Genomic DNA, 18,790 nt, shown 5'->3' on the forward strand with positions numbered 1-18,790 from the left:
TACATAATAACTTATAGATATGGCTAAAGCTTCTGATGTCAAGACGGGCAATATATTGCGTTTTAACGGCGAATTGGTATCTGTAGATGAGTATATTCATAGAACTCCGGGAAACCTACGTGCTTTTTATCAAGCGAAGATGCGCAACGTTAGAACGGGTAAGTTGGTGGAGTATCGCTTCCGTACCGATGAGGAGGTTGAGATTGCGCGTGTTGAGACGAACGATTATCAATACCTTTATGATGAAGGAGACTTTTTCGTTGTAATGGATAATGTCTCTTTTGAGCAATATAATATCCCCAAATCGCTTTTTGGTGATTCGGCACGGTTCTTGAAAGAGGGTATGAATGTATTGGTGGCCTTTGAAAGTGAGGAACCGATTATGGCTCAAACACCTACTACGGTAGAGCTTGAGATTACTTATACGGAACCTGCTGTGAAAGGCGATACCTCTACAAACGCCCTGAAAAGCGCTACCGTGGAAACGGGCGTTGAAATTCGTGTTCCCTTGTTCATCAACCAAGGTGATAAAGTTAAGGTTGATACCAGAACCGGGGATTATATCGAACGGGTGAAATAATTTGATTAAGTTTTTAGGTTTAGGTTGATTAGGCGGTCTTTGAGAGCTCTTCTCTAAGGCCGTTTTTTATTTGCCTTTTAATATAGTAGAGACGGAATGTATACAAAACAAGCTAGCAGATTGCGGTTTAAGTTTATGCGCGATCAATTGTCGGATACGCAGTACCATCAGCTCAATGCAAGTTTGCTGAGAAACTTTCAGTCCTTGCCAATGGACAGAATTGCGTACCTCCATACCTTTCTGCCTATATTGGAAAAAAGAGAGCCTAATACATTTCTCCTCATTGACTATATAAAGGCGAATTATCCCAATACAAAAATTGTGGTGCCAAAAAGCGATTTGCAGAAGAACATAATGACCCATTACGTGTTGGGCGAACAAGCATTAATGAAAAACAAGTGGGGCATCGTAGAGCCCGAAGGATCGACCAACCAAGTAGCGGTAGGATTGATAGATGCTGTGCTCTTACCTTTGCTAAGTTTCGACATGGAGGGGAACCGGGTAGGTTATGGCAAGGGCTATTATGATCGCTTTTTAAGCGAATGCCGTCCGGATATTCGTAAAATTGGTTTGTCGCTATTTGATCCCGTTGATAAGATTATTGATTGTGAAGCACATGACATTCCTTTGGATAGCTGCGTAACACCTGAAAAAATATGGGTTTTTTCTAAATAGGCGGCAGCGCTAAATGCGAATACTTAACACCTAAGTGCTAACCAAACAAATCGTTAAGTATTTTAGCCAGTCGGATTCCACCCTTTAGTAGTTGTTGATTCAGCGTGTTGATATGATCGAAGTTATAGCGATAGCTGAGCTTCTCTTCAGGTTGGACATCTTTATACAAAGATTCACTAATCTGGTAAGATTCATACAGCCAGTTTTCCAATGAGCTGTTCTGCCACATAGCGCGCTGTTCCTTTGTGCTGAAATTAATCGCTTGGGTATATTCCGTAAAACTTAGCTGCTGAAAATCTATCAATTGCTCATCCCAAATTCGATGGAGATTCGTGGGGATATTGAACCAATAGAGTTTGATCTTATTACCTCCTAGATCTTCAAAGCGGCCCGTATGCATCGGTTGATGGATGTCGCCCACAATATGTATAATAAGACGAAGGTACATTACCTGAGTGGCTTTATCTAAAGAATGTCGATTTTTAAGCTGCTGAATCAACATAAGGAGCTTGTTGTAAGCATTAGCGGTCGTGTCGCTATGTAGTTGTTGGCTTAGCTGTTCGTAAGTCAGGCCGCTTTTGAAATTTACATAATGCCAACTGCCTAAATAATTGAAAGCTGGGTCAGATTTTATAAAGTCGGGCCAATTCGCAGCCATTGCTAAAGATTCATTACCCAGAATTTCCTGAATATTTTTTCTTGCCCGCTTGCTTAAATGTTGATCGGCAAGCGCACCTACCACACGATGACCGGTAAGCCCCCAAGCGAAGGCAGAATGGTAAGAAAAAAGAAACAGGATAACTATGACATAGAGTATGGCAACTTTCTTCATAGTGCAAAGTTAGTCAAAAGCCATCAGCCATTAGCAATCCGTTTGCTGTTTTATTTCCGTTTTTATTGGTTGATATCCGATCGCTGATCTCCATAAAAATCCTATCTTTGTCAACTAAAACAAAACACATATATCATGAGTGTTGAAAGAGGTCCAATATCACAATTTATAGAGAAAAATTACCTGCATTTTAATGCCGCATCGTTGGTAGATGCTGCCAAAGGCTATGAAGCCCATTTGGATGCGGGGGGCAAAATGATGATTACGTTGGCAGGAGCAATGAGTACGGCCGAACTGGGAATTTCCCTAGCCGAAATGATCCGTCAAGATAAGGTTTCCATTATTAGCTGTACCGGGGCTAACCTAGAAGAAGATATCATGAATCTGGTAGCACACTCTCATTATAAAAGAGTGCCTCATTACCGAGATTTGAGTCCACAAGACGAATGGGATCTATTAGAAAATCACTATAACCGCGTAACAGACACCTGTATTCCGGAGGAAGAAGCTTTCAGGAGATTACAGCAACATATCCACAAAATATGGAAGGATGCTGAACAGGCAGGAGAACGTTATTTTCCGCACGAGTATATGTACAAAATGCTGAAAAGCGGTGTGTTAGAACAATATTACGAAATCGATCCAAAGAACTCGTGGATGTTGGCTGCCGCAGAAAAGAATCTTCCGATTGTGGTACCTGGATGGGAAGACAGCACGATGGGAAATATCTTCGCTTCCTATGTGATTAAAGGCGAGTTGAAAGCTTCCACCATGAAAAGCGGAATTGAATATATGGCTTACCTGGCAGATTGGTACGTAAAAAATAGTGATGGTAAAGGCATTGGCTTTTTTCAGATTGGGGGAGGTATAGCGGGCGACTTTCCGATTTGTGTTGTGCCCATGCTTTATCAAGACATGGAAATGGAGAATATTCCGTTCTGGAGTTATTTCTGTCAGATATCAGATTCAACTACATCTTATGGCTCTTACTCAGGCGCGGTACCCAATGAAAAAATTACGTGGGGAAAGCTAGGCATAGAAACACCTAAATTCATTGTTGAATCAGATGCCACTATCGTTGCACCATTAATTTTTGCTTGGATATTAAAACAGTAATATTTTATAAGGAGCTCTTGAGCTCCTTTCTTGTTTTTCAGCCCGTAGGATGTCATACTACGACCTAGATTTCTACCATGGCCGGAGCTTATAGCCGCCCTCTTAAATAGAGTAATAATATTTTTTTAATATTTCAAATTCCCTTCCCGTATTTTTTCGGATGATTTTTGGCGGGCCTTTAAAAAAGGGCTTAGAAAACTAAATAGAGGCGATTTAAAACAATTTAGAATCATTATAAATTGATAATTAAAGTCACGAAATTGTCACTGATATCTTAATTAGTTATACTTTTGTGCTCAGGTTTTAAAGAGGTATGCCCAGTGCATCTTTGAATCTGTTAGGTTACATTCATATAAAATAGTATAAAGCTCTCAATATGAGAAACATCTCGTTACTTTTTAGAAGTGTTGTAAAGTCCTTGATCTTAGTTTCAGTACTAAGTATGGCAGCTGTGTCTGCCCGTGCGCAGGACGTTAAAGAAGGGGCGTCTCTGTTTAAACAGAAATGTACCTCGTGTCACGCCATCGATAAGGATCTGGTTGGCCCTGCATTGAAAGATGTAAGCAAAAGACATGAGGAAGAATGGTTGATTAAGTGGATTAGAAATTCACAGGCTTTAGTTGCTGCGGGAGACGAACAAGCGGTTGCGCTTTTTGAAGGGCACAACAAGGTCGTGATGACTCCTTTCCCTGATTTGTCCGATGACAATATCAAAAACATATTAGCCTACATCGACGATGCTTCACAGGCTCCTGCCGGTGGAGATGGTAAAACTGCGGGAGGTGATGCTGCAGCTGCCAAGAGCGATGACGTGAGTGATTTTATGCTGTACGGATTGATTGCGGTAATTGTAATCGCGTTCATTGTGATTGTTGTGCTGAACCGTGTTATCAAAACCTTGGAACGAATCATTCTTAACAAAAAGGTGCTTATTGAGGAAGAAGAGGAAGAAACAGAAGGTAAAGACTACTTAGGGACCCTTAAAAAGTTAGCTAAGAATAAAAAATTGGTTTTCTTCTTTGTACTTGGCTTGGTAGCTTTCCTTGGTTCGGCAGGTTGGAAAACATTGTGGAATGTCGGTGTTCACCAAGGTTATAAACCGGTTCAACCGATTAAGTTCTCTCACCAATTGCATGCGGGCGTTAATCAGATCGAATGCCAATACTGCCATTCGGGCGCATTTAAATCAAAAAATGCTTCCATTCCTTCTGCGAACGTTTGTATGAACTGCCATAAATACGTTACAGCCAGTGAGAAGTATAATGGAGAAACTTCACCTGAAATCCAAAAAATCTACAATGCATTGGATTGGGATGGTCAAAAATATGGACCTAATCAACGTCCAATTCAATGGGTTAGAATCCATAACTTGCCCGACTTCGCTTACTTTAATCACTCGCAACACGTTTCAGTTGCAGGAATCGAATGTCAGCGTTGTCATGGACCGATTGAGACCATGGAAGAAGTTTATCAATACTCTCCTTTAACCATGAAATGGTGTGTGAATTGCCACCGTGAAACAGAAGTTAATCACAAAGACAATGCATACTACGATCAGCTGATCGCTGCTCATGAGAAACTAAAAGAGGGCGACAAGATTACAGCTGCATCACTTGGTGGCCTTGAATGTGGTAAATGTCATTATTAATAAATTGAGAATACGCATCTTTAATATATATAGCTTAAATGGATAGCAACAAGAAATATTGGAAAGGCTTAGAAGAACTGGAACAAACACCTGCTTTTGTAAAAAACAGCAAAGGTGAGTTCGCAGAATCCCTTCCTATAGAGAACGTATTAAACGAGGCCGGTTTAAGTACAAAAACACCTCGTCGCGACTTTTTGAAAGCGTTAGGTTTTGGATTGGGAGCAGTTTCGCTAGCGGCTTGCCAAAGCACCCCGGTACATAAATCTATACCCTATTTAATAAAACCGGAGGAAGTGACTCCGGGTATTCCAAATTATTACGCGTCTAGTTACAACGGTCAGAGTATCTTGGTTAAAACGAGAGAGGGTAGACCTATATTGATCGAACCGAATCCTAAATCAATCGGTGTAAATCGGGGAACCGATGCAGCAACGCAGGCATCCGTTTTAGACCTTTATGATATGTCCAAGTTGAAAGGACCGAAGATCAAAGGTAATGAAGCGGATTGGGAGTCGGTTGACGCACAAGTTAAAGCAGCCTTAAATGCAGCTAACAGCGCCGGTAAACAAATACGAATCATCTCGTCTTCCATCAATAGCCCTTCAGCATTAGCTGCAATAGCAGGTTTCATCGCCAAATACCCAACTGCTAAGCTGGTTGAGGTAGATGCCGTGTCCTATGCGGGTATTATAAAAGCAAATCAAGCAAGTTTCGGTAAGGCCGCTATTCCTCACTATCGTTTTGATAAGGCGGATGTGATCGTGAGTGTGGGTGCGGATTTCTTAGGAACTTGGTTAGCGGGAGAAGAGCATACACAACAATATGCCGATAATCGCGGATATAAGTCGCTTGAAAACAAAAAAATGTCGCGTCATATTCAATTCGAAAGTGGATTAAGTATGACTGGCGCAAATGCAGATGCGCGCGTTGCGGTTAAGCCTTCCGAGGAAGCTGCGGTGCTTGTCTCATTGTATAACGCAATTACAGGAGCTTCTTTGGCAGGAGGTCTTTCGGCTAATGAAAAGGCACAAAAGGTAGTTGGTCTTGTATCAAAAGAACTTCAGAATGCAAAAGGCAGATCAGTGGTGGTAGCAGGAAGTAATGACGTTGCTTTGCAAACACTTGCCAATGCCATCAATGCAGCCTTAAACAATTACGGAAGCACGATCGATTTAGATAATGTATCTTATCAGTATAAAGGAAATGATTCTGACTTTACAACTTTCTTGAATGAAGCTGCTGCTGGTCAAGTAGACGTAGCCTTTTTCTTAAATGTGAATCCGGCATACGATTATTTTGACAGCGAAAAAGTCAAAGGCGCTTTAGCCAAAGTTAAGCTCAAAGTATCTTTTGCTGATCGTGAGGATGAAACGGCGGAATTGGTAGATATTTTAGCGCCTAATCATAACTATTTAGAGTCTTGGGGAGATAGTAACGCAAGAGAAGGGTACTTTACAGTCGTTCAACCTACAATCAATCCGGTATTTAATACCCGTCAAGCCGAGCAAAGCTTACTTATATGGTCAGACAATGCGCTTGCTTACCATGATTTTGTAAAAGAAAACTGGGAAAAGAATATACTAGCCGGCACCGGTACAACCTGGGAAAATGTGCTGCAAGCTGGCTTTGAATATAAAGGCGACAAACCCGCACAAGCTTATAGCTTTGCAGGAGATGTAAACGCAGCTGCTGCGGCTGCAGTGAGCGCTAGCAAAGCCTTGGCTAAAGATGTGGAAGTACAATTATATCAAAGTGTGGCCATAAGAGATGGTAAACAGGGAAATAACGCGTACTTGCACGAGTTACCGGATCCTATTTCAAAGGTGACTTGGGACAACTACGTCGCCATTGCGCCTAAATTTGCAGAGAGCTTAGGGCTTGGTGAGAATAGCGTAGTAAAGGTTACAGGAGAGAACGGCTATTCAGTGGAACTGCCGGTGCTGTTGCAACCGGGACAAGCTCAAGGTACAGTTTCTATTGCTATTGGATACGGTAGAACGAAGGCTGGTAAAGCAGGGAACGAGGTTGGACAAAATGCGTATCCATTTGCTAAGTTCGTGAATGGTACACTCCAATTTAATACAACCGCTAAGTTAGAAAAGGTTTCAAGAACCTATGAATTAGCACAAACACAAACACACCATACCATTGAAGGACGCAATGTAATTAGGGAAACTACTTTTAAAGATTACGTGAAGGACCCTGCGCACGGAAGTGGTAATCATGGCGAAAAGCATAAGACTTACGACTTGTGGGATAAGTTTGAGTCGCCAGGGCATAAATGGGTTATGGCGATCGACCTGAATGCTTGTACGGGATGTGGTGCCTGTGTGGTGGCTTGTAATGTGGAAAACAATGTGCCGGTTGTCGGACGGGATGAAGTACGTCGCCGCCGCGAAATGCACTGGTTAAGAATTGACCGCTATTATAGCTTCGAGCATGATGGCGAACAAGTAACAGAGGAAAAGGAATTAGACAGACTAAGCAGAGAAAATGCTAATCTGGATAATGTATCGGTTGTTTTCCAACCCATGCTGTGCCAACATTGCGATCATGCCCCTTGCGAAACCGTGTGTCCGGTATTGGCTACCGTTCACTCTTCAGAAGGCTTGAACCATATGGCTTATAACAGATGTTTTGGTACACGTTACTGTGCGAACAACTGTCCATATAAAGTACGTCGTTTTAACTGGTTCAACTATTGGAATGATTCGCGCTTTGATAATTACCTGAACAATGAGTTCACTCAATTAGTGTTGAACCCGGATGTTACATCTAGATCACGTGGTGTGATGGAAAAATGTACCATGTGTTTACAACGCATCCAAGGTGGAAAATTGAAAGCGAAATTGGAAAAACGTAAGTTGAGAGACGGTGATATAAATACGGCTTGCGCAGCAGCATGTTCTGCTAATGCCATTATCTTCGGCGATATCAATGATCCTAATTCAGAGGTATCAAAGGCGTTGAGAAATGAGCGTGTTTATTATGTACTGGAAGAAATTAACGTACAACCTAACATTGGTTATATGACTAAAGTTAGAAATACTTTTGAAGCTTAATCGGTTTAATTGATCTGAAAAAATAAGAATATGTCATCGCATAACGAATCAATACTTAGAGAACCATTAGTTACCGGTAAGAATATTACTTATGCCAAGGTAACGAATGATATTCTCGTACCTGTAGAGAATAAACCAAATGCGGCTTGGTGGATTGGTTTCACTGTAGCTGCCTTGGGTGCGCTACTATGGGTTTTTAGCGTAAGTTATACATTTTGGACGGGTATCGGCGCTTGGGGCCTAAACAAAACGGTAGGCTGGGCATGGGATATTACCGACTTCGTATGGTGGGTGGGTATCGGTCACGCAGGAACGTTGATTTCTGCGGTATTGCTTCTTTTCCGTCAAAACTGGCGTAACTCCATCAACCGCTCAGCAGAGGCGATGACAATCTTCGCCGTAATCTGTGCCGCAACTTATGTCGTTGCCCACATGGGGCGTCCTTGGTTGGCGTACTGGATTTTCCCGCTACCGAACCAATTCGGTTCATTATGGGTGAACTTCAACTCCCCCCTTGTATGGGATGCTTTTGCGATCTCTACCTATTTTACAGTATCCTTAGTGTTCTGGTATACAGGTTTATTACCGGATATTGCAACGGTTCGCGACCGCGCTACTGGCTTAAGAAGAAGAATATATTCGATCTTGTCGTTCGGCTGGACGGGTAATGTGAAGACTTGGCAACGCTTTGAAATCGTATCATTGATATTAGCCGGTATTTCTACACCGCTGGTACTTTCAGTGCACACCATCGTATCAATGGACTTTGCAACCTCGGTTATCCCGGGATGGCATACAACCATTTTCCCTCCTTACTTTGTGGCGGGTGCGATTTTCTCGGGTTTTGCCATGGTTCAAACCTTACTCTTGATTACCCGGAAAGTTTTGAATTTCGAAAACTACATAACCATGTTCCACATCGAGTCAATGAACAAGATCATCATGGTTACCGGGTCTATTGTAGGGGTTGCTTATCTTACCGAGTTGTTTATCGCTTGGTACTCAGGTTCAGAATATGAAATGTATGCTTTCGCCAATCGTGTTGCAGGGCCGTATTGGTGGGCATATTGGTCGATGATGACCTGTAACGTAATTTCTCCTCAGTTATTCTGGTTTAAGAAAATACGGACAAGCATTCCGATTTCATGGGTATTGTCTATCGTGGTAAATATTGGTATGTGGTTCGAGCGTTTTGTAATTATCGTGACCTCACTGCATCGCGACTATATACCTTCGAGCTGGGCAATGTTCTATCCAACTTGGACTGACGTTGGTATATTTGTTGGATCAATCGGTTTATTCTTTACCTTATTCTTATTGTTCTTACGTGTATTACCGGGTATAGCAATGGCAGAGGTTAAATTATTATTGCATTCCGCTAGTCACCAGCAAAAGCTTAAACTTGTTAAGGAAGGTCACTTGAAATCCGAGCAGGTTGAATTCTACAAAGAATCGCTTACAAGTATGATAGTGTCAGCGAAGAGGAAATTAAAGAATTAGCAAAATAAAAAGATGAGCGACACAAAATATATTTTAGGACATTTTGAACATCCGGACGATTTGATGGATGGAATAGATAAGTTGCAAAAGAGTAACATTTCTATTTACGATGTATATACACCCATGCCAATACACGGTATTGAGGCAAAATTAGGTGTTCCGCCATCTCGTTTGCCAATCGTAGCTTTCATATGTGGTATTACCGGAACCATCTCTGGTATCAGTTTGCTATATTATACACTGCATAAAGACTGGCCTATGATTATCGGTGGTAAACCGACGTTGCCAATGCCCGATTTTGTTCCCGTAACATTCGAGCTAACTATCCTGTTTTGTGCGTTGGGTATGGTGGCTGCATTTTACTTCAGAAGCCATCTTTTTCCGGGAAGAGCTCCACGAGTAATGGATTTGCGCGCAACGGACGATCGCTTTGTAATTGCAATTGATGCTAGATCGAACACCGATCACGAAAAAATTGACAGCTTATTAAAAGACGCAGGTGCGGTAGAAGTACTGTACAATGAAAGGAAATATGTTAGCTATGAATAAGACTAGACTGTTTGGAACCGCATGTTTTGCAATAGCTTTCGCGGCGATAGTATCTTCTTGTGGAGATAAAACAACGCGGAGTACAGGATGGGAATTCTCAAGAAACATGTACGATCCAATAGGATATAATCCAGACCAACCCAATAAGAATTTTGCCAATGGGCAAACGGCTCAGACTCCACCGGAGGGAACTACTCCCGTAGGTTTTGAACGTTTTGATTATCCAAATACGTTAGAGGGCTACGAAGCAGCAAGTGTAAATGTGCACAATCCTTTGGAACGAAACGAAAAGAACCTAAAGGAAGGGGCTCATTTATTTCAGGCCTTTTGCTCGCCTTGCCATGGGCCTGAAGGGCATGGGGATGGAACCATTGTGAACATGGAGAAGTTTCCACCGCCACCTTCATATGCTACGGGCAACTCTTCCCGTGGAGGATTAATGAAGGATTTGACCGATGGTAAAATCTACCATACGATTACCTACGGATTAAATCTAATGGGCTCGCATGCTTCACAATTATCACCTGAAGAACGATGGAAAGTGGTGATGTATGTTCATGAATTGCAAAAAAAATAGTATTATAAACAGTTATATATCAAATGGGAACTCATAGTCACACTACATATAATTTTGACGAGCGCTTTGAATTCGTTGGAAAGGCGAAAACATGGAGCTTGGCAGCAATAATAATTGGTGTTATTGCGATTGTTGCGGGCTTTTATGTGGACGGTAGCCACCGCATGTTCGCCAATTTATTGTTAATGGGATATTATTTTACCTGTGTGTGTGCAGCAGGAGCTTGTTTCTTAGCTATCCAGTTTGTATCCCAAGCCGGATGGTCAACAGGCCTTTTACGTATTCCGCAAGCATTTGCCAGTGTATTACCGATCGCATCGATTATTTTGATCGTAATCACCGCTGCGGGCTTATTTACACATAATCTATACCATCATTGGCACGCCGATGGAATAACGGATCCGAATAGTCCTCACTACGATGCTTTAGTAGCAGGAAAGTCTGCTTTTCTAAATGTACCCGGTTTTTTTGCCAGACAGATTATATTTTTAGGCTGCTACAGCATTTTAGGTGCAGCCTTGTCTAAACTATCTTATAGAGAGGACTTGGAAGGAAGTTTGAATTCTTATAAGAAGAGCTTCAAATTTTCTGCAATATTTCTTGTGATATTTGGTTTTACAACACCTATATGGTCTTTCGATACCGTGATGTCTTTGGAGGCACATTGGTTCTCAACGATGTTCGGTTGGTATAACTTCGCTGCAATGTGGGTAAGTGGTTTATGTGCGATCACCTTAATAATTATTTTGTTGAAACGCGCTGGATACTTAGCTTGGGTGAATGAAAACCATTTACACGACATGGGTAAACTGATCTTCGGTTTCTCTATCTTTTGGACATACGTATGGTTTGCACAGTTTATGTTGATTTGGTACGCAAACATACCGGAAGAAACGGTATATTTCTATAAAAGATGGGAACCCGAGTACAAACCTTGGTTTTGGTTGTCAATAATCATTAACTTTGTAGCTCCTGTTCTGATTTTGATGGATCGTGATGCTAAAAGGAAAGAAAATATCATGCTTTTTGTATGTATCCTGCTGTTAGCTGGACATTGGTTAGATTATTATATCATGATTATGCCCGGAACGGTTGAAAACCACAGAGGTTTTGGTCTAAGTGAGATCGGTTCGATATTAGGTTTCGTTGGTTTATTTACCTATTTAACCTTAGGTAAATTGAGTAAGCAACCGCTGGCCCCAAAGAACCATCCATTTTTGGAAGAAAGTCTTCATCATCAAATTTAGTTTCTTCGATTAGAAAGCGAATTGAAATACGAATAACCGTTAATATTGAAATGAGATATAGAAAGTACATCAATTTTAGAACGATCTTCGGCTTGGTAATGGCTGTTATGCTATCATTGCAAAGTCCAGCTTTTGCTCAGTCAGGAGATAGTACTGCCGCCAAGAACGATACCAGTGCTACTGTTTCAAGTTCAGAGTTGCAGGCTAAAGCGGATTCAGCCGGGACAAATGCGGCGGATACCACCGGTAATGCCGTTGCTGCAAAGACGCCCGCCGGGACAAGTGCAACCAGCAACGCTGCACAAGCAGCACAAGAAGAAGAAAAGTCAATAGACCCTCAGGTATATAAAAACTTCTTTTATTATGTGTTGTTGTTTTTCCTCGTGTGTATCGTGGTTGGTATTGTTGGTAAGATTATCCACGTTTACGAATTAACACGCGAAATGCAAGGAAAAGGAAAACGCGTGAACTGGAATAAGTTCAACGGCATTCTTTTCTTAATAAGCCTTTTTGTAGGATTGTACGGTGCTTATTGGTCATACGTACACCACGGTAGCCTAGCTTGGCACGAAGCGGCATCCGAGCACGGAGCAAAAATTGATAGTATGTTTATCACAACTACAGTGATTACAACCATTGTCTTTGTGCTAACGCATATCTTACTCTTTGGATTCTCATTCATATATAAAAGCAGTGGAAAGCGCAAAGCTTATTTCTATCCACATAATAACCTGATAGAAAAAATATGGACCATTGTTCCGGCCATTGTATTGACAATTCTTGTATTGTTTGGGTTTTTTACCTGGAGAAGTATAACGAATGTACCGGATGATGTAGCTAAAAATGCGCTGCAAGTGGAAATTACGGGCGAGCAATTCGCTTGGACGGTTCGTTATGGTGGAAGAGATAATAAAATTGGTAAAAGAAGTATTAAGTTGACAACCCCTTTGAACGGCTTGGGGATCGACTATAATGATAAAAATGCCTGGGATGATATAATGGGATCTGAAATAGTATTGCCGGTAGGTAAACCTGTTAGATTTACCATAAACTCTAAAGACATCCTACATAGTTTCTATATGCCGGATTTCAGAGTTCAAATGAACGCAGTACCGGGTATGGCTACGCATTTCCAAATGACTCCACGTTTCACAACGGAGGAGATGCGCGAAAAGTTGAACAATCCTGAATTTGATTATGTAATGCTTTGTGCTAAGATCTGTGGACAAGGACACTACAATATGCAGAAGACAGTACGTATCGTATCCGAAGCGGAATACAAAGAGTGGTTGGCATCGCAAACTTATTTCTTTAGCGATGACGTGAAGAAAGAATTCAAAGCTTCGCAAACAGCAAATCAAGAGGGGCAGGCGAAGGATAATAAACAATTGGCGTTAAATTATTAATATATAGAGGATAAGAGCTTATGTCAAGTATAGCAATTCCACATGCAGGCGATCATGGCCATGATGCTCACGGGCATCATCATGAAACGTTTCTGACGAAATATATTTTTAGTCAGGATCATAAGATGATTGCTAAGCAGTTTTTAATTACGGGTATCATCATGGCTTTTTTTGCTATGTTTTTATCCATCTTATTTAGAATTCAGTTAGCCTGGCCTGAAAAGGATTTTCCCATATTGGAAGTTTTCCTAGGCAAGTGGGCAGAGGGCGGTAGGATAAGGCCCGATTTTTTCCTTTCTTTGGTCACTATCCACGGAACGATCATGGTCTTCTTCGTGTTAACTGCTGGTTTGAGTGGTACTTTTAGTAACTTACTGATTCCATTGCAGCTGGGAGCGCGGGATATGGCATCGCCGTTTATGAATATGTTATCCTATTGGTTTTTCTTTTCGGCTTGCGTAGTGATGATTTCCTCCTTCTTTGTTGAAAGTGGACCTGCAAGTGCCGGATGGACCATCTATCCTCCTTTATCGGCTTTGCCGCAGGCTATTCCGGGATCAGGAACAGGGATGACACTTTGGTTGGCAAGTATGGTGCTGTTTATTGCTTCACAGGTAATGGGGGGTATTAACTACATCAGTACCGTATTGAATATGCGCACGAAAGGAATGAGCCTTTGGAGAATGCCTTTGACTATCTGGGCGGTGTTTTTGACGGCCATTGTTGGTTTGTTATCGTTCCCTGTTTTGGTTTCAGCCGTGGTTTTATTGATCTTCGATAGAAGTATGGGTACCAGTTTCTATTTATCGGATATCATTATAGGTGGACAGATCTTACCAAATGAGGGTGGTAGTCCTATTTTATTCCAACACCTTTTCTGGTTCTTAGGCCACCCTGAGGTATATATCGTATTAATGCCTGCTTTAGGCTTAACGTCGGAAGTAATTGCGACTAACTCACGTAAGCCGATATTTGGTTACCATGCGATGGTATATTCACTGATTGGTATTACCGTACTGTCATTTATTGTATGGGGTCACCATATGTTCGTTACCGGAATGAATCCGTTCTTAGGTGGTGTATTTATGATTACTACCTTAATCATCGCGGTACCATCAGCGGTAAAAACGTTTAACTACCTAGCGACCTTATGGAGAGGAAATATCAAATTTACACCGGCCATGTTATTTGCTATTGGTTTGGTTTCATTCTTTATATCGGGTGGATTGACTGGTATCTTTTTGGGTAACTCCGCCTTAGATATTAACTTACACGATACCTATTTTGTTGTCGCGCATTTCCACTTGGTAATGGGTTCTGCATCTATTTGTGGAATGCTTTGTGGTGTTTACCATTGGTATCCAAAGATGTTTGGACGAATGATGAACGATAAATTGGGTTATCTCCATTTCTGGATGACGTTTATTGGGGCATATTTGGTATTTTTCCCGATGCACTTTATGGGAATAGATGGTGTTCCCCGCCGTTATTATTCGTTCACTAATTTCCCATTCATGCAAGAATGGTTGACGGTCAACGTCTTTGTAACATGGGCGGCTATTATCGCTGGGTTTGGACAAGTAGCATTCTTGTTTAACTTCTTCTATTCAATTTGGTTTGGTAAGAAGGCAACACAGAACCCATGGAAATCTAATACCTTGGAGTGGACAACACCGGTAGAGCATTTACACGGAAACTGGCCGGGCGAGATCCCAACAGTTTATCGTTGGCCTTACGATTATAGTAAACCGGGACATGATGATGATTTTATTCCACAAACGGTTCCTTTCTCAGAAACGATGAGTTCTAACTTGCCACACGATTTTGAAGGGGATGCTGTTGCTGAGCAAATTCAACGCGAGTGGGATAAGGAGCATGGTGTCGAAAGAGAATTACATCATTAATAGTTTTGAATAAAGAACTTGGGGTATCTGCCTAAGCTTATAAGCTAATCGGGTGCCCCATTTTTGTGCTAATGAGTGTCTATTTACCTGGCGAGAGGAGATTTGTAGTAGTAAATAAAATTACTATTCTATCGCTCTTTTTGCTTATCCTGGCCGGTGGAGTGGTGAGAAGTACCGGTTCGGGAATGGGCTGTCCGGATTGGCCAAAGTGTTTTGACCAGTACGTACCGCCAACAAACGAGTCTCAGTTACCTGAAGGGTACGAGCAAAAGTACATTGACAATCGGGCAAGAAAGAACGAACGCTTTGCGAAGACATTGGATCTATTCGGATTCGCCGAGTTAGCTGAGGAGTTGAGAAATGATAAGAGCATTCTTCAACATGAGGAGTTTAATGCGGCTAAAACATGGACGGAGTATATCAATAGGTTAGTTGGTGCAGTTACAGGGTTTTTCCTTTTATTGTGTGCTGTTTTTTCCACTGCGTTCCTGAAAAGTAAAAAGCGTATTTTCTATTTCAGCGTACTCAATTTATTTGTTGTATTTCTACAGGCTTGGCTTGGTTCCATTGTTGTTTCCACCAATTTATTGGCATGGGTAATTACCGTACATATGTTGTTGGCATTGGTTATATTGGCAATTAGTATTTACACCTATTTCCAAGCTAAAGTGCTAAGAGACAGTAGCCTGTTGATCAACAGAGGGAATAAATCAGCAAAATTGCTTGCTCTAGTGGTTTTGGTGCTTATTGTTGTGCAGGTAATACTGGGGACAACGGTGCGAGAGGAAATCGATTTCATTGCGTCGTCATCTGACAATCGCGCTGAATGGGTATCGAAGCTAAGTAACTACTTTAACTACCATCGTGATATAGCTATAGGAGTCTTTGTTCTGTGCCTATTATTATTCTTTTTGGTTCGAACGAGATATGCGCATAAAAGTGTACAGAGCGGAATTGTTAATCTGATTGTTCTACTCGTTATTTTGCAGCTCGCCACAGGCTTTATTCTTTCGTATTTGGGAGTTCCGGCTTATGCTCAAACCACACACTTGGTGTTGGCTAGCTTGTTGTTTGGAGCTCAATATTACCTCATGCTCTTACTGGGAAAGACGAGCGAATACATAGGTCAGTAAATTGATTAAAGTGAAGGATTTTATAAGTGATTTAAAGCAGTTAATAAAAGTTCGACTTTCTTTTACAGTCGTATTTTCTGCATCAATTGCTTTTCTTGTCGGGAGTAGGGCACAAGGAGATATCAATTGGTTAAATTGGGCTATTCTAACGATAGGTGGATTACTGGTGACGGGTTCTGCTAATGGTTTTAATGAGATTATTGAACGCGATCTCGACAAATTAATGAAGCGGACAGCGGATAGACCTTTACCATCGGGCAGAATGACGTCGGGACAAGCACTGGTTTTAAGTTTGTTGATGGGGTTAATCGGCACACTTTTATTGGTTCGATTAAATTTCCTTACAGGAGTACTGTCGGTATTTTCAATTTTGATGTATGCGTTCTTTTATACACCCTTAAAGCAAAAGTCGCCCATTGCCGTTTTTGTTGGTGCATTTCCGGGAGCCTTGCCGCCGCTTATTGGGTATTTTGCAGCTTTTAAGGAACCGTTCATTGACGAGATACCACTAATTTTATTTGGAATTCAATTCGTTTGGCAGTTTCCCCATTTTTGGAGTATCGCTTGGGTACTTGATGAAGATTATAAGCGAGCAGGATTTAGGTTGCTACCCACCACGAGGAAGGATACGATAAGTGCCTTTATGGTCTTTTTATCTGCAGCACTACTCATACCTGTCTCTTTGTTACCTACTTGGTATGGTTTTGCAGGATATACGCTCGCAGTTGTGTCGCTTTTGGCGGGGTTAGTATTTGCTTATTTTGCATTGCAGCTATTTTTGAAAAGGGACTTGGCTTCGGCAAGGAAAGTAATGTTTACATCTTTTTTCATATTACCGTTAATGCAATTAGTGTTGTTGTTTGATTTTATTAAGATATGATAATGGTTCAACAAACGGATAATAATAATTATCTAACGTCTTTAAAGGCGAAGAAATTCTCTTTATACGTTTTTTTAGTGGTATCATTCATGCTCTTCGCCGCTTGGTCCAGTGGTTTTATTGTTTATTCGGCGGGAGGGGAAGATAAGGGCTTAAAAACGTTATTACCTAATACTTTTATTTACAGTACGATCAGTATTGTGCTAAGCAGTTTTTGTATGCATTTAGCTTATGGATCGGCTAAAATCGGCAATGTCGTAAAACAACGTTTATGGTTAGGGCTGACCATTCTGCTAGGCTGCTTGTTTTTCTTCCTGCAATATAGTGCCTGGATGGAGCTGGCTAGAAATGGCGTGATGTTCATTAATAATAATGCATCCCAGTCTTTCATCTACGTCTTTGTATGGGCGCATCAAGCGCATATCTTGGCTGGTATCATTGTACTGTTAAATGCTTTTTTTAAAGCTAATAATGGGAACCCTTTAATTAAAAATCGTTTTAGAATGGAACTTGCCACTATTTTCTGGCATTTTCTGGATATTCTATGGATATATATATATGTTTTCTTACTTTTGAATCAATAAAACTAATTAAATGAGTACTACTGTATCGCAATTAGATCAAGTGAAATCTGGACCATGGAATGGTGGTAGATCTCCTTTTGCCATGGAGTATGGCAAAATTATGATGTGGTTTTTCCTGGTATCAGATGCCTTTACTTTCTCCGCCTTTTTGATTTATTATGGTGCACAGCGTTTTGCCCAGGTAACCTGGCCTAATCCGGATGATGTTTTTCAATCCATTCCCGGAATTGCCGATCATGGTTATCCGTTGGTCTTTGTGGGGATCATGACTTTTATACTGATCATGAGCTCGGTTACCATGGTGTTAGCAGTAGAAGCAGGACATCGCAATGCTAAAAAAGAAGTAGTAGGATGGATGATTGCTACCATTATCGGCGGTTTGATGTTTTTAGGCTGTCAGGCTTTAGAATGGTCGCATTTGCATCACGAAGGATATTGGTGGGGCAGTATACCTACGCATTATGAAGGTATTGATAAATTAGGAGCCCAACAATTCGCTAATCTATTTTTTACCATTACAGGCTTCCATGGGTTTCACGTAACCACCGGTGTAATCATCAATATCATCATTCTCTTTATGACGATGGCAAATGTATTTGAAAAAAGAGGAACCTATTTGATGATCGAGAAAGTAGGGTTGTACTGGCACTTCGTTGACTTGGTTTGGGTGTTTGTATTCACTTTCTTTTACTTGGTTTAATTTTTCATTCCTTACGATATACAAATGAGCGAACATAATTCACATATGGAACATACACATGAAGAGCATCATGCTGATATGTCTAAAAAGTTGATCTGGAAGGTTTTCTTTTATTTATTAGCGATTACCTGCCTAGAGTTTTTCATTGCATTGGCATTAGTTTATCATGGGCCTCTTGAAAAAGGACCTTTAGTTAATTTCATCTATATAGTGCTTACACTGGTGAAGGCTTATTATATTGTGGCCTATTTTATGCACTTAAAGTTTGAGAAAATGGGATTTATAGTGTCGACACTCATTGTGTTTGTCTTTATTATATATTTCATTATTCTGTTATTAACGGAAGGATCCTATCTGAGTATACATTTGAATCATGTATTCGGATAGTATTTTCTTT

Annotated in this window: 16 protein-coding genes and 1 pseudogene; 16 read left to right on the forward strand and 1 reads right to left on the reverse strand. The window is 41.0% G+C overall.

Annotation, left to right across the window (positions count from 1 at the left end):
* Nucleotides 1-19 precede the first annotated feature (19 nt).
* Both efp and QT327_RS22255 read left to right on the forward strand, forming a co-directional pair.
* Nucleotides 20-580, forward strand: coding sequence for an elongation factor P (gene efp / locus QT327_RS22250; protein ID WP_013664833.1), 561 nt, complete (start codon nt 20-22; stop codon nt 578-580).
* A 96-nt stretch (nt 581-676) separates the two neighbouring features.
* Nucleotides 677-1,255: a 5-formyltetrahydrofolate cyclo-ligase gene (locus tag QT327_RS22255; protein WP_130854494.1), complete on the forward strand. Its 579-nt coding sequence runs from the start codon at nt 677-679 to the stop codon at nt 1,253-1,255.
* A 37-nt stretch (nt 1,256-1,292) separates the two neighbouring features.
* On the opposite strand, the gene QT327_RS22260 is transcribed toward QT327_RS22255, so the two are convergent.
* Complete coding sequence (locus QT327_RS22260; RefSeq protein WP_130854493.1) at nt 1,293-2,087, reverse strand: S1/P1 nuclease; 795 nt, start codon at nt 2,085-2,087, stop codon at nt 1,293-1,295.
* Between the two features lie 135 nt (nt 2,088-2,222).
* Here QT327_RS22260 and QT327_RS22265 point away from each other — a divergent pair, with 135 nt between their 5' ends.
* The 14 genes and pseudogenes from QT327_RS22265 (at nt 2,223) to QT327_RS22330 (ending at nt 18,780) form a co-directional block, all read left to right on the forward strand.
* Nucleotides 2,223-3,203 carry a deoxyhypusine synthase family protein gene (locus QT327_RS22265; protein WP_013664836.1) on the forward strand — a complete coding sequence of 327 codons (981 nt, stop codon included), beginning with the start codon at nt 2,223-2,225 and terminating at the stop codon, nt 3,201-3,203.
* A gap of 376 nt (nt 3,204-3,579) precedes the next feature.
* Nucleotides 3,580-4,851 carry a cytochrome c3 family protein gene (locus tag QT327_RS22270; RefSeq protein WP_013664837.1) on the forward strand — a complete coding sequence of 424 codons (1,272 nt, stop codon included), beginning with the start codon at nt 3,580-3,582 and terminating at the stop codon, nt 4,849-4,851.
* A 38-nt stretch (nt 4,852-4,889) separates the two neighbouring features.
* Nucleotides 4,890-7,913: a TAT-variant-translocated molybdopterin oxidoreductase gene (locus QT327_RS22275; protein WP_289554075.1), complete on the forward strand. Its 3,024-nt coding sequence runs from the start codon at nt 4,890-4,892 to the stop codon at nt 7,911-7,913.
* Nucleotides 7,914-7,943: 30 nt separating this feature from the next.
* Nucleotides 7,944-9,421, forward strand: a pseudogene (gene nrfD, locus QT327_RS22280) (NrfD/PsrC family molybdoenzyme membrane anchor subunit).
* Nucleotides 9,422-9,425: 4 nt separating this feature from the next.
* On the forward strand, nt 9,426-9,962 hold the full coding sequence (locus tag QT327_RS22285; RefSeq protein ID WP_130854490.1) for a DUF3341 domain-containing protein: 537 nt from the start codon (nt 9,426-9,428) through the stop codon (nt 9,960-9,962).
* Complete coding sequence (locus tag QT327_RS22290) at nt 9,934-10,539, forward strand: c-type cytochrome (RefSeq protein ID WP_013664841.1); 606 nt, start codon at nt 9,934-9,936, stop codon at nt 10,537-10,539. Before QT327_RS22285 ends, QT327_RS22290 begins: the two co-directional genes overlap by 29 nt.
* Before the next feature lie 23 nt (nt 10,540-10,562).
* Complete coding sequence (locus QT327_RS22295; RefSeq protein WP_013664842.1) at nt 10,563-11,786, forward strand: hypothetical protein; 1,224 nt, start codon at nt 10,563-10,565, stop codon at nt 11,784-11,786.
* A gap of 50 nt (nt 11,787-11,836) precedes the next feature.
* On the forward strand, nt 11,837-13,192 hold the full coding sequence (locus tag QT327_RS22300) for a cytochrome c oxidase subunit II (protein ID WP_013664843.1): 1,356 nt from the start codon (nt 11,837-11,839) through the stop codon (nt 13,190-13,192).
* A gap of 20 nt (nt 13,193-13,212) precedes the next feature.
* The gene (locus QT327_RS22305; protein WP_013664844.1) at nt 13,213-15,096 is read left to right on the forward strand and encodes a cytochrome c oxidase subunit I; all 1,884 of its coding nucleotides are present in this window, start codon (nt 13,213-13,215) and stop codon (nt 15,094-15,096) included.
* 71 nt (nt 15,097-15,167) lie between these two features.
* Nucleotides 15,168-16,229 (forward strand): COX15/CtaA family protein, encoded by a 1,062-nt coding sequence (locus QT327_RS22310; RefSeq protein WP_130854489.1) that lies wholly within the window; start codon nt 15,168-15,170, stop codon nt 16,227-16,229.
* A 10-nt stretch (nt 16,230-16,239) separates the two neighbouring features.
* Nucleotides 16,240-17,109 carry a heme o synthase gene (gene cyoE / locus QT327_RS22315; protein WP_013664846.1) on the forward strand — a complete coding sequence of 290 codons (870 nt, stop codon included), beginning with the start codon at nt 16,240-16,242 and terminating at the stop codon, nt 17,107-17,109.
* The gene (locus QT327_RS22320; protein WP_041387191.1) at nt 17,106-17,693 is read left to right on the forward strand and encodes a cytochrome c oxidase subunit 3; all 588 of its coding nucleotides are present in this window, start codon (nt 17,106-17,108) and stop codon (nt 17,691-17,693) included. Before cyoE ends, QT327_RS22320 begins: the two co-directional genes overlap by 4 nt.
* A gap of 10 nt (nt 17,694-17,703) precedes the next feature.
* Nucleotides 17,704-18,393, forward strand: coding sequence for a cytochrome c oxidase subunit 3 (locus tag QT327_RS22325; RefSeq protein WP_013664848.1), 690 nt, complete (start codon nt 17,704-17,706; stop codon nt 18,391-18,393).
* Between the two features lie 45 nt (nt 18,394-18,438).
* Entirely contained in the window at nt 18,439-18,780 is a 342-nt protein-coding gene (locus QT327_RS22330) for a cytochrome C oxidase subunit IV family protein (RefSeq protein ID WP_013664849.1), read from the forward strand.
* The last annotated feature ends 10 nt before the right edge of the window (nt 18,781-18,790 follow it).

Source organism: Olivibacter sp. 47 (genome assembly GCF_030372825.1).
Taxonomy (GTDB): Bacteria; Bacteroidota; Bacteroidia; order Sphingobacteriales; family Sphingobacteriaceae; genus Olivibacter; species Olivibacter oleidegradans.

What these genes read in the sequence shown, in the direction of transcription:
- QT327_RS22260 (WP_130854493.1), bottom strand. Translation starts at nt 2,087, where the DNA reads ATGAAGAAAGTTGCCATACTCTATGTCATAGTTATCCTGTTTCTTTTT.
- QT327_RS22300 (WP_013664843.1), top strand. Translation starts at nt 11,837, where the DNA reads ATGAGATATAGAAAGTACATCAATTTTAGAACGATCTTCGGCTTGGTA.
- efp (WP_013664833.1), top strand. Translation starts at nt 20, where the DNA reads ATGGCTAAAGCTTCTGATGTCAAGACGGGCAATATATTGCGTTTTAAC.
- QT327_RS22320 (WP_041387191.1), top strand. Translation starts at nt 17,106, where the DNA reads ATGATAATGGTTCAACAAACGGATAATAATAATTATCTAACGTCTTTA.
- QT327_RS22265 (WP_013664836.1), top strand. Translation starts at nt 2,223, where the DNA reads ATGAGTGTTGAAAGAGGTCCAATATCACAATTTATAGAGAAAAATTAC.
- QT327_RS22305 (WP_013664844.1), top strand. Translation starts at nt 13,213, where the DNA reads ATGTCAAGTATAGCAATTCCACATGCAGGCGATCATGGCCATGATGCT.
- QT327_RS22285 (WP_130854490.1), top strand. Translation starts at nt 9,426, where the DNA reads ATGAGCGACACAAAATATATTTTAGGACATTTTGAACATCCGGACGAT.
- QT327_RS22275 (WP_289554075.1), top strand. Translation starts at nt 4,890, where the DNA reads ATGGATAGCAACAAGAAATATTGGAAAGGCTTAGAAGAACTGGAACAA.
- QT327_RS22330 (WP_013664849.1), top strand. Translation starts at nt 18,439, where the DNA reads ATGGAACATACACATGAAGAGCATCATGCTGATATGTCTAAAAAGTTG.
- QT327_RS22270 (WP_013664837.1), top strand. Translation starts at nt 3,580, where the DNA reads ATGAGAAACATCTCGTTACTTTTTAGAAGTGTTGTAAAGTCCTTGATC.
- QT327_RS22310 (WP_130854489.1), top strand. Translation starts at nt 15,168, where the DNA reads ATGAGTGTCTATTTACCTGGCGAGAGGAGATTTGTAGTAGTAAATAAA.
- QT327_RS22255 (WP_130854494.1), top strand. Translation starts at nt 677, where the DNA reads ATGTATACAAAACAAGCTAGCAGATTGCGGTTTAAGTTTATGCGCGAT.
- QT327_RS22325 (WP_013664848.1), top strand. Translation starts at nt 17,704, where the DNA reads ATGAGTACTACTGTATCGCAATTAGATCAAGTGAAATCTGGACCATGG.
- QT327_RS22295 (WP_013664842.1), top strand. Translation starts at nt 10,563, where the DNA reads ATGGGAACTCATAGTCACACTACATATAATTTTGACGAGCGCTTTGAA.
- QT327_RS22290 (WP_013664841.1), top strand. Translation starts at nt 9,934, where the DNA reads ATGAAAGGAAATATGTTAGCTATGAATAAGACTAGACTGTTTGGAACC.